Raw genomic sequence first — 12,872 nt, forward strand, 5'->3', positions numbered from 1 at the left:
AAAAACGGATGGCTGGCCGCTCCGGTGTGCAAGCCGCCTGTCGTTCAAACAGTCCGTGGAGGGTTGGGGCTTTAGGCGAAACGGATACAGACCTGTTATTTTGAGAAACGATTTTCCTTGTTTTGTTCTCATCCAGCAATGTCATTTTTGACACGGAAAGAGTTGGATCAGCGATGATGTCAGAGATCATGTGCTGTAAATAATCTTTTATCTCAGACATCATATTTGATTGATAAGCGCCAGTATGAAAATGAATCCGAACGTACAAGGTACGGCCTGGGATCACTTTGACACTGCATCTATAGTTGGTCTCCTCTGCCATCTCAAAATCTTTCACGGAGAAATCAAATGATCCAGCCTGATTCAGCCCTTCAATCTCTTGCTGGGTAGGTGTATTTTCAAAGACGATAATATGATCGATAAGCTCTTGTTTAAGAGCACTCTGCGCCTGAATGTCATATAAAGGGAAGTAACTATACGCTTCTGCTTCAGTCATATCCTTTTGCATCCTGCTGACTAGGTCAGAAAAAGAAAGGGAATCACTTCGGACTCGAATAGGAATGGTATTGATAAAAAGTCCGACCATGTTTTCCACATCTTTTAGCTCAGAAGGTCTGCCTGATATAACTGATCCGAACACAACATCGCCGCAGCGATTGAACTTTTGGAGCATGATTCCCCATAAAGCTTGGAAAACAGTGTTTAGCGTCGCACCAGACGCTGTTGCGATTTTCTGTAATTCGGAGGTTTCTTTTTCAGAAATAGTGAACGTGATCTGCTGTAATGTCCCATCTGGCATTTGATCTGTTCTTTTGGGCAGAGGCGTCGCTTTTTCGAAATACTGAAGCCTCTTTTTCCAATACCCAGCTGCTTCTTCTCGGTCTAGCTGCATCAGCCATTTAATATACGTCCCGTACGGCTGTACGGGAGGCAAATCCGGAACCTGTCCTTTTCCGAGCGCTTGATAAATGTGGAGAAAGTCTTTAATAACAATACCTAAACACCAGCCATCCATTAAAATATGATGGTGGCTCCAGATACAGATATAACGATCAGGCCCCCATTTCAAAATAGATATTCTCATCAGTACATCCGTTTGAAGATCGAAGCCTCTGGATTTATCCTGTTCTTTGAATGCTTCGGTGCAATGTTCTTTATCTCTTTCATTGAGATGGGAAATATCTTCAAAATGAACATGGCAAGGACGATGCTTGAGCACGACCTGGCGAGGTTTGGCTACATTTTTATAGATGAACGCCGTTCGGAAGATTTCGTATCTGTCAAAAACACCATCCATACTTTTTTGGAAACGCTCCAAGTCAAGCTGTCCATGTATCGTAAAAGAAGCCTGTTCAAAATAAGCTCTTGACTGTTCATCATACAGTGAGTGAAAAAGCATCCCTTCCTGCATAAATGACAAAGGGTATATATCCTTTATTTCGGGTTGCTGCGGCATCAGTATGAATCTCCTCTCCCTATAGTTTGTTGACGGCTCCCATAATCTCACTCAATTCATCAAGCGTTAAATCTTCATCGGTGAAATCAGATGCGCTCCATTCTCGGTTTTCTTTGCCCGTACAATGCTCAATGATGTTTTCCAGAGTCTGTTTAAAATGCCCGGCAAATGTTTGGATTGTTTTTTCCTCAAATTGAAGCCTGTTATAGATGATGTGCATGTTCAGGCAACCCGAAGAAACAGCTCCGCTGATATCCAGAGCATAAGGCCGCTCCCAGTTCGGGCTGATCTCATTTTCTGGTTTGATGTCAGAAACCTCAAAGGCTTTTGATTGAATATCCTGATCAAACTGGCCTAAATAATTAAAGCTGATTTCCGGGGTGTTTTTCTCAGAGCCCCATCTTTTGCTGATATATTTCAGCACACCGTAGCCTGCGCCTTTATTCGGTATACGATGCAGCATATCTTTTGTCTGTTTAATGAGATGGCCCAGCCGTTCATCTTTGTTCTTATGATCAGAATCGCTCATATCAAGCCATACCGGATAGATCGAGGTGAACCAGCCGACAGTTCTGCTCATATCAATGTCCCCAAGATATGATTCCCTTCCATGGCCCTCCATGCTGATTTTAAACTGGTCAGAGCCCGTCCATTGCTGTAAAGCAAGACCTAAAGCTGTCAGCAGGATATCATTCATCTCCGTGCTGTATGCTTTATTTGCAGCAGTTAACAATAATTCGGTGTGATGGCGGGACAGCTCAAATTCAATCACTTCTGTATCTTTGAATATGTTAGGCGCTGCGTCATTGTCTTTAGGAATAGGATGAATGTGACGGTTCTCGCGCTCTTCCCAATACGCTGCTTCGCGCTGCATCTGGCGGCTTTTAGAGTAGTTAGCTATTCTTTGTGAATACGTTAAATATGAATCTGTTTTTTGCGGCAGTTTAATAGACTCTCCTGAGACTGCCTGTTTGTAAGCTGTTGAAAAATCCTCGAACAAAATGCGCCATGAAACCGCATCAATAACCAAGTGATGAATCGTCAGAAACAAATGGTCACTATTTTCGGTTCTAAACAATCCAGCGTGAAGCAAGGGGCCGGTTTCCAAACGAATATGCCCCTGTATCTGGCTGGCTGTTTCCTTAATCCTGTTTTGTGCTTCTGTTAAGTTACCCTTTACATCAAACAGTTCAAGAGAATATAGCTCCTTCTCTGGTAGATCTATCCCTTTATTTATCTGAACCGGCCTGCCATTTTCATACCGGCATACGATTCTCAGTGCGTCATGATGAGTCACCAGGCTTCTTAGCACTTTTCTAAGCGCAATTTCGTCAAATCGTTCAGTCCGGTTAAGCATAACGGACTGATTAAAATGATGCATCTCCAGAGATTGTGAGAAAAACCATTGCTGGACAGGTGTCCAAGTGATCTCGCCTTCTACCGGACCTTGGTCAATGACGTGTACGGCTTTTCGAACACGAGCGGACAGTTCACCAAGAGTCTGATGTTCAAACATCTCACGTACTGTCGTTTCGAATCCGCGCTGCTTCAGTCTGGCGCAAACTTGCAGCGCTTTAATAGAATCTCCGCCAAGTTCAAAGAAATTGGCGCTTATGCCCAGCTCATTCACATCAAGAAGCTCCTCCCAAATATCAGCCATTACCTTTTCAATCTCATTTCTAGGGCTGATATCATCAGCAGTATAAGCATATTTATCAGGTTCCGGCAGGGCTTTCTGATCGAGCTTTCCATTAACAGTCAGCGGGATGCTGTCAATCTGTATCAAACGGGCGGGCAGCATAAAGTGAGGCAGCATGTTTTTTAGAGAAGTTCGGATATCTGATGTATTTGCGGCCTGTTGATCTTTTGTCACCATGTATGCATATACAGCTGTTTGCCCTTGCTCATCTTTTCTTGTGATGACAGCCGCCTCTTTAATAATTGGAAGCTGAAGAAGCGCCGCTTGGATTTCGCCTAACTCGATACGATGCCCTCTGACTTTAACCTGACCATCAATGCGGCCTACGTATTCCAGCTCGCCATTTGACAGGCGTTTCGCAAGGTCTCCCGTTCGGTATAATCTGTCCCCCGGAAGATACGGATTGGGTACAAAACGGTCAGCGGTCAGCTCATCTCTGTTGAGATATCCCCGTGCTACGCCTTCACCGCCTATATAAAGCTCCCCTGGAACTCCGATCGGCTGCAAATTCATATGAGCATCCATCACATAAGCCTGCAGCGTTGAAAGAGGCCGTCCGATATTGCTGTTATTTTTTGCAATGTCTGCTGCGGACAATTTTTTGAATGTTACATGTACCGTCGTTTCTGTAATACCGTACATATTGATCAGATCAGTATAAGGATATTTTTCATTCCAGCTTTGAAGCATGCCGGGCTGTAAAGCTTCGCCGCCAAAAATCACATATCGGAGATTTAATCGATCCGTATGGTTTTGATCTTCATGCATCAGACCGTAAAAAGCAGTCGGAGTCTGATTGAGTACAGTGACGCTTTCTTTTTTTAACAATAAACGGAATGCATGGGGGTCACGGGCTGTTTCTTTAGAGACCACGACTAGTGTGCTTCCGTTCAATAACGCACCGAACATTTCCCATACAGAGAAATCAAAGCAATATGAATGAAAGAACGTCCAGACGTCTTCATGGCCAAATTCAAAAGGCAGGTTTTGATGCTTTAAAAGACTGATCACATTGCGGTGCTCGACCATGACGCCCTTTGGCCGGCCCGTCGTTCCGGATGTGTATATTACGTATGCCGGCTGATCCGCCAGAGTTTCTTGGATTTTTAAATCAGCCGGAATTGAATCATTTTTAGCTTCATCGATATACAACATTTTCCCGCTGTAGTCTGCAGGTTTATTTTGTCCGCGCTCTGTCAGCAACAGTTCTGTCCCGCTGTCATTGAGCATAAAGCTGATACGGTCCTGAGGATATTCAGGATCAATCGGCAAGTAGGCCCCTCCCGCTTTTAAAATCGATAAAATGCCAATGATCATATCAGGTGACCGATCGAGCATCAGACCGACGATGTCCCCAGTGCCGACCCCTTGTTTGATGAGCATAGCAGCTGTCCGGTCTGCTTTTTCTTTCAAGTCTCGATAAGTAAGCTGAGAGTGGCCGCACACCACTGCGATATGATCAGGATGTTCAGCCGCTTGCTTTTCAAATAAGCTTACAATGTTTTCATTTCTCGGATAAGCTGCATACTGTCCCATTTTTTCAAGAAGCTGCTCCCGCTCTGCAGCAGGTAGCAATTGCATTTCCGAAATTCTCATCTCGTTATCCGCTATTACATTTTTCACCAGTTCGATAAAATAGGATGCCCATCGCGCAATGGTCTCTTCTTCAAAAAGAGCGGTGCTGTATTCAAAACGGCATCGAATTCCGTCTGAATGCTCCTCAGCGTGTAATGTCAAATCGAATTTGGATATATCGTGTTTTGGAGTGACAGACAAAATCGATAGACCAGGCACTTCAAACTGGAAATCTTCACTGCTTTGAAGCACGAGCATCGCATCGAACAGCGGGTTGCGATTTACCTCTCGATGTGTATCGAGCTTATCTGCCAGCTCTTCAAAAGGATAATTCTGATGTTCATAAGCTGTCAGAGCCAGACGGCGAATATCCTGCAAATACGAGCTGAACGTTTTGTGGCCCTCGGGCTGGCTGCGCATCGCTAATGTATTTACGAACATCCCGATGACGCGCTCCAGATCAGCGTGCGGTCTGCCTGCAGCGGGCGAGCCGACAACAATATCCTCTTGCCCGCTAAGCTTGGATAGCAAAATAGAATAGACAGCCAGAAGGATCATATACAACGTTGTTCCCGTTTCAGCCATTAAACGGTGCAGTTCATTTGCGGTGTCTTGATCAATGTTTACTTCAATTGTTCCGCCGCTGAAATCAGGGAGACGCGGTCTTGTTTTATCAAGCGGTAAATCTAATACAGGAAGACTCCCGCCAAGCTGATCAAGCCAGTAGGCCTCCTGTTTTCTGTATAGGTCTTTCGGGAACTTCTCTTGCTGCCAAACAGCAAAATCCTTATAATGCAGATTTAAAGCTGGCAGTTCCTTTCCGCAATATAAGTCAGTAAATTCTTGGACAAGCGTGCTCATCGAGACACCGTCGGCAATGATATGGTGCATATCGAGCAGCAAAAATCCGTGATTATTGCCCATTGAAATGACACATGCTCTAAAGAGCGGACCGGCCGATAGATCAAACGGTTTGATAAAGGACTCGATTGCAGACTCAAGCATTTGTTTTGATTCCATTTCAAGCTCTTTCAGATCAAAAGCCATCTCTGGATAAATGATCTGCACGGGCTCTCCACTGTCAAGCACAAAAACAGTCCGCAATGTTTCATGCCGATTCACAAGTTCTGTGAGAACTCTTCTCAACTGCTGGCGATCTAGATTTCCGCACAATTCAAGTACAGCGGGCATGTTATAGCCTGTGCTGTCATCTGCCAGCTGATGAAGAGCATATAATCGTTTTTGCGAGAAAGACAGCGGATAGACCTCTCTTTGCTCCGCAGGCTCAATCTGTGTAAAAGCATGTTCTTTTAAGCTCATCAATTTGACTGCCATGCTTTCAATTGTCGGGTAAGAGAAAACCTCACTGAGCGGCAGCTCGACATGAAGCTTTTTATGTATTCTTGATACGAGTGCGGCCGCTTTTAAGGACTGTCCGCCTAGTTGAAAGAAATCATCACGAATGCCGATTTTCTGTTTATGCAGCACATCTTCCCAAATCTGTGCGAGATCAGCTTCGATTAAGGTTCGGGGCGGCATATATGTGAGAGCCGCATTGTTTTTTGGTTCAGGAAGTGCTGAACGGTCAAGTTTCCCGCTGGATGTTAATGGCATTTTGCCGATGTTGATAATACTTGCGGGAAGCATATAGGACGGCAATGTCCCAGCAAGATGGCGATGCAAATCCGGGAGACTGCTTCCCTTTTCCGGAACGATATAAGCAATAAGCTCCTTGTCCTCAGCAGAAGCATCACGAGCCAATACCGCTGCTTCCTTCACCCCCGGTGCCTGTCGAAGAACTGTTTCGATCTCTCTCAGTTCAATGCGGTAACCCCTCATTTTTACTTGATCATCAAAACGTCCAATATATTCAATCGTTCCATCCGGCAAAAAACGGCCTGCGTCACCTGTTCGGTATAAACGCCTCTCTTCAAGGAATGGGAGATCGGAAAATGCTTTCTCTGTCAGTTCTGGCTGTTTGTAGTATCCTCTGGCAAGACCCGCGCCGGAAATACACAGTTCGCCGGCCGCACCGATCGGCTGCAGTTGATTTCCGTGTAACACAAATACTTCTGTGTTCGCAATCGGGTGTCCGATTGTGATCCTCTCGTTTTCGTTCAGATGACGCAATATTGTTGTTGCCACACTATTTTCTGTGGGCCCGTATTCATTTGCCAGTTCTGCAGAAGGACAAATCTTTTGACTCATCTCAAGCAGATCAGGTGTCACCGCTTCACCCGCGAATGTCACAATACGAAGACTATTTGCATCCTCAGCAGTCATCACTTCCAATAACACCCGGTACAGAGATGGAACAATGATCATGTGACTGACCTTATATCGGGTTATTTTTCGCTTAAGAGCTAAAACATCTTTCGCTTCGTCATCTGTTGTCAGCAGTACGCATGCACCGGATAAAAGCGGGGTAAACAAGCTCGTCACACAACCGTCAAACACATATGAAAACAGATGGAGAGATAGATCCTGTTCGGTCATGCCATACTCTTCCCGTCTCCATTGCAATGTATTGGCAATGCCTTGATGATCAACTAGAACACCTTTAGGGCGTCCTGTCGTTCCCGACGTATAGATTAAGTAAGCGAGATCACCAATCGGCACATCTGGAGCCGCTGTTTGGTGACTTGCTGTATGTTCTATCGTTATCACATTTCCTTCATAGTGCGGCGGGATGAATGACATAAGGTTTTCTTCTATCAGCAATAGATCCGCTTGACTGTCCTTCAGCAGGAAAGAAAGGCGTTCTGTTGGGAAATTTGGATCGAGCGGCATATAAGCCCCCCCTGCTTTCCAAATCCCAAGCAGAGCGGCAGGCATCTCCATTGACCGGCCCATCATCACAGCCACGATATCTCCAGGTCCAACACCCTTTTCTACTAGGGCGTGCGCAATCTGGTTGGCTCTTACATGTAATTGGCGATAGGTCCAGCATTCATCACCCATTTTCAATGCATCAGCATCAGGTGTTTTGTGAGCTTGTTCCTCGAACAATTGGGCTATCGTTTTGTTCCTATAAGGCCGTTCTGTTTCGTTAAACAATTGGATAACTTTTTGCTCCTCCGGGGGCACGATATTGATGTCATTGACGGTAATATCCGGATTTTCCAAAATGCAATCTAGTGCTTGTTTTAGATGCCCCTGGATCCGCAGCATCTCCTCCCGTTCGTAAACGGCTGCGTTGTAGCTGAATTTGATATAAAATGATTCTCCCGGAACGATAACGATATTAAAGTCGTAATTGGTTTGTTCGGACATTGAAATGTCACCCAGCTTCAGTGCGCTTTCGTCATTTTCACTCTCGATGCTTAATGCCTGATGAAGCTGTACAGGATAATTTTCAAAGACAAAAATATGATCGATCAACCCTTGCTTCAAAGGACTATGGTTTTGAATCTCATAAAGCGGATAATACCCATGCTGTTCAGATGCTAAAATATCCTCCTGCACGTCTTTGACAAGCGAAGAAAACGCCAAACCCTCCGCAGATCGAATTCGCACTGGAACAGTATTAATAAACAATCCGACCATTGATTCAATCCCATCAATCGCTGACGGGCGTCCCGAAATGACGGAGCCAAAAACTGCGTCATCGGAGGCGTTATACCGATGGAGGAGCACGCCCCAAATGCTCATAAACAACGTGTTTAAAGTGACTCCCCATTTTTGGGCGGTTTCTGCCAGTTTCTCAACTGTTTCCGGCGCTAAAGAAAAGCGGACCTGAGCGGCTTCATAATCCCCGTCCGCTGGGCGGCTCTTTATCCGGGGAATAGAAGCGGTATTGCCGTACTCCTTCAAATACCCGCTCCAATAAGCGGCAGTTTCTTCTTGATCTTGTTCTCCGAGCCATTCAATATAGCGGCTGTACGGCACCGTGCTGCCAAGCCGTACAGGCGTGTTGTTGTTAAGTGAATCATATATGCTGAAAAATTCTTTAAGAATAATACCCAGACACCAGCCATCCATGATGATATGGTGATGAGTCCAGACACATGTATATTGGCTGTCACCTCTATCAAAAAGGGCAAGACGCATTAACGGGTCTTTTTGTAAATTAAATCCTTTTTCCCGATCCTTGGTCATAAAAGCATCAATCAAAGCCTGCTGTTCATGATTGGCCAGGTGGGAAAAATCTTCTCTATGCACTGTCAATTCCCGGTTTGACAGGACCACCTGCTGCGGCCCTGTGAGATCTGGCACTTCTTTAATAAAAATCGTTCTGAAAATATCATACCGGGAAACTAGCAGGTTTAAGCTCTGTTGAAACGAGTCGATGCATAGATTTCCTGTGATCGTAAACGAGGCCTGTTCGACATAGGCTTTTGAGCTGAAATCCATCAGTGAATGAAACAGCATTCCTTCCTGCATATGCGATAACGGATAAATATCTTGAATCTTTGCCGATTGTGCCATCAATTCCACACACCTTTTCAAAAAAAGTTAAAGATCTTTCACGAGATTTTCGATGCTAGATAATGCAGACAACGTTAATTCCTTATTGCTGAAATCACTCAGTGTTTTTTCGCGTGCTTTTTTCTGCGAACAATGCTCAATTATCTCGATAAGGTGCCTGTGAAAATGATCCATAAAACACTCAATTGAGTGTTTGCTGAACACTTGGGTGTATACCGCTTTTACTTGAAGCCGTCCGTCTGTAATGAGGGCATTGATGTCGAGCTCATATTCCCGTTCCCTCTCACCCGCTATTTCATAACGAGACTGATAAAATGATAATTGAAACGTTTCGGCTTCCTTCTCTTCGCTGAATTGGCCGAGATAATTAAAGCTGACCTCAGGCTCTTTATACTGCAGTTCTCCTATCTGTGTTAACAATCCGTAACCAGTTCCTTTGTTCGGTACTCTTCTCAGCATATCTTTTGTCGTCTTTATTCGGTAAGCGATGTGATCGTCGAAAGGCACCGGAACACTCATGTCCAGAAGAATAGGGTAAATGGAAGTAAACCATCCAACTGTACGTGAAATATCAATGTGTGGCACATGTCCTTCTCTTCCGTGTCCCTCAGTGCTGATCACGATTTTGTCATGCTTTGTCCATTCAGAAAGCGCCATTCCTAACGCCGTAAGCAAAAGTTCATTAGCATCAGTGCCATAGGCTTGCGGGGTTTCAAACAGCAATTTTTCAGTGCATACCCCGGATAGTGCAAATGCCTCTGTATCGCTGTTCATTTGCAATCTGCCAGGCACATTTTCTATATCCTTAGGCAAAAATGCAGTGTGAGCGTCCAAAATTGTTTGCCAATACGTTTTTTCTGCAAGCAATTGTTTACTTTCGGCTATTTGTGCAAGACCATTGGCGTAAGACAAATAAGAATCGGTTTTAGGCGGCAATTGGATCTCTTTGTTTTCTAAAGCCTGCTGGTATGCTGCAGCTAAATCCTCAAGCAGAATCCTCCAAGAAACGCCATCTATCACTAGATGATGAAGCGCAATCAGCAAATGGTCTCCTTCTGCCGTTTTAAACAAACCTACTTGCAGAAGAGGGCCTTCTTGTACATTCATTTTGCTTTGAATGACGGTTTCCTCAGCGGCTAGTTTTTCATCAAGATGAGTCCTTTCAAGTGATTCTTTTGTCCAGTCTGCGATGTGAAGGCCGAACAGTTCATGATCCTTGTGATTCATACCGCGATTATACTGAACGACAAGCCCGTTATCGTTTCGTTGAAAAACCATGCGAATTGCATCGTGATGCTCGGTTATTTTACGCAGCGCTCGCCGAAGCGCATTCGCATTGAATCCTTTTTCGCTAAAAAGCATAACGGACTGGTTGTAATGATAATAAAAAGCGTAATCCTGCCCGAAAAATCTTCGCTGAATCGGGGTGAGCTCAGCTTCGCCTTCCTCAGGTCCCTGATCTGCTTGAGATGCCAATGGTGTGATATGTCCGCTTAGCTCGTGAATCGTTGGATAACGGAATAAATCGCGTATTGTCATGCTCCAGCCTTCAGCTGCCAGTCGCGCTGCCACCTGTAATGCTTTAATTGAGTCACCGCCAAGCTCAAAAAAGGAATCGTGAATGCCGACTCGAGAGATGGACAGTACATCTTCCCATATTTGCGCTATCGTTTCTTGTATGTCGTTAACTGGTGCGGAATATGGACGCGAAAACACATCATTTGGAGCCGGTAAGGCGTTTCTGTCCAGCTTTCCGTTTAGGGTCAGCGGCATGTTTTCTAAAGGAATCAGATGCGCAGGAATCATATACGCCGGCAGTTCCTTTGTTAAAGCAGTACGAAGCGCATTCGTGTTGACGTCTGAAGGCACGATATATGCTGATAAACCAGCCTGTCCATTCTTATCATGCTGAACGGCAACTGCAGATTCTCTGACAAGCCCTGTTTGAAGCAGTACACTCTCAATTTCTTCTGTTTCAATTCTGTATCCATTTATCTTCACCTGATAATCCATTCGGCCAAGCAGCCGGATCGTTCCGTTTGGAAGCCAGCAGGCTCGATCACCGGTTCTGTACAGCCTTTCCCCAGAGACAAATGGATTTTCTGTGAATTTCAATTGTGTTAATTCAGGTTTATTATGATAGCCTTTAGCAATACCGGCCCCGCTGATGCACAGCTCGCCGGCAACGCCAATCGGTTGAATTTGTTCAGTCTGGCTGAGTATGTACATGTGTACATTCGGTAGCGGGATGCCGATGGGTACGTTATCTCCCGAATACTCTTCTCCCATACTTGTTTCATAGCTGCTGGAATCAATCGTTGCCTCTGTGACGCCATAACTATTGATGACGCGCATGCTTTGGCCAAAGCGCTCTGTCAGTGTTTTGAAGTCTTGAGTTTTTACCATGTCGGAACCAAGAATCAGTATGTTTAAGTCAGGAAGCTTGAGCCGGTTACGATATACATACTCCATCATCGGAATAATGAGGGCCGGTGTCGACTCCATGATCGTGATTCGCCGGGAGCACATGATTCCATATAATTCAGCAGGCTCCAGCCTCTTTTCATCAGGACAAACGATTAGCGTCCCGCCGTTGGTCAATGTTCTCGCCAAATCTCCTGAAAAGACATCAAATGAAAAGCTCGCCATTTGAAGCAGTCTGACAGGCTTCCGATCCAGTTCATAAATTTGACGCCACGCAAGAGCTGCATGAGTAAAGTTCCGATGGGTGACAATAACGCCTTTAGGCGCGCCCGTAGTTCCTGACGTATAAATGATATATGCTGCATCTTCAGGAGCAGGAGATAAGTCAAGGTTGCAGCTGTTTTCTTCATAAGAGCCCTCATTGTCAAGGCAGATGTGAGACATATCACATTGAGAAGAGTTTGAAATCAAATGCTTCAACTCCTGCTGCAAAAGAAGAATGTCTGCCCCGCTATCACGGATAAGATATTCAATACGGGCTTTTGGATAATGTGAATCGATTGGGATATACACTCCGCCAGCTTTCATCACTGCTAGGATTCCAACAATTGCATCAATGGACCGCTTGGCTAAAACAGCCACAGTTGGCCTCGTTCCTTTTCTTTTTTGCAATGTCCGTGCCAGGCGATTGGCTGTTTCGTTTAAAACCCGATAGCTAATCTGTGTTTCGTCATCAATAACAGCTATATGTTCTGGTGTTTCTTCAGCTCTCGCTTCAAATATGCGATGAAAAGGAACATCTTTTTGAGAAAATTCAACTTGAGTTTTGTTGAATTCAAAGGCTATTTTTTGTTTTTCTTTTTCACTAAGTATATTGATTTGTGAAAGGTTTATTTCAGGTTTAGAAAGTGCCGCATGCAGAAATTCGCTGAAATGAGCTGCCCAGCGTTCAACCGTAGTTTTTAGGAATACCTCTGTACTGAATTCCATTTCACAGCAGATGGCTCCATCTGTTTCCGTTGCTATAAACGTCATATCGAATAAAGAAATGTGATGCGGGAAATTGGCTGGCCGGACTTTTATTTCTTCCAGTTCTATGTCCTGCTTTTCTGTATTTTGAAGGATAAACATCGCATCAAACACTGGATTCCGGCTCATATCCCGTGTTACCCCAAGCTTATCGACAAGCTCTTCAAACGGATAATCCTGATGCTCATAGGCTTCCAATGCTGTGTCACGCACTTCCTGCAAATACTGCACAAACGGCTTCCCGCCCTCCGGGCGTGTCCG

The 12,872-nt window shown here is 44.8% G+C and carries 3 protein-coding genes; all 3 read right to left on the minus strand.

What is annotated here, in order from left to right; translation table 11 throughout:
* Nucleotides 1-1,456: condensation domain-containing protein (locus tag ACY3LV_RS20805; RefSeq protein WP_464864440.1), on the minus strand; the 1,456-nt coding region annotated here is incomplete at its 3' end.
* 19 nt (nucleotides 1,457-1,475) lie between these two features.
* Nucleotides 1,476-9,158, minus strand: coding sequence for an amino acid adenylation domain-containing protein (locus ACY3LV_RS20810; protein ID WP_464864441.1), 7,683 nt, complete (start codon nucleotides 9,156-9,158; stop codon nucleotides 1,476-1,478).
* Between the two features lie 27 nt (nucleotides 9,159-9,185).
* A partial coding sequence (locus ACY3LV_RS20815) for an amino acid adenylation domain-containing protein (protein WP_464864442.1) occupies nucleotides 9,186-12,872 on the minus strand: 3,687 nt, incomplete at its 5' end.

This window comes from Bacillus sp. 11C, assembly GCF_055486375.1.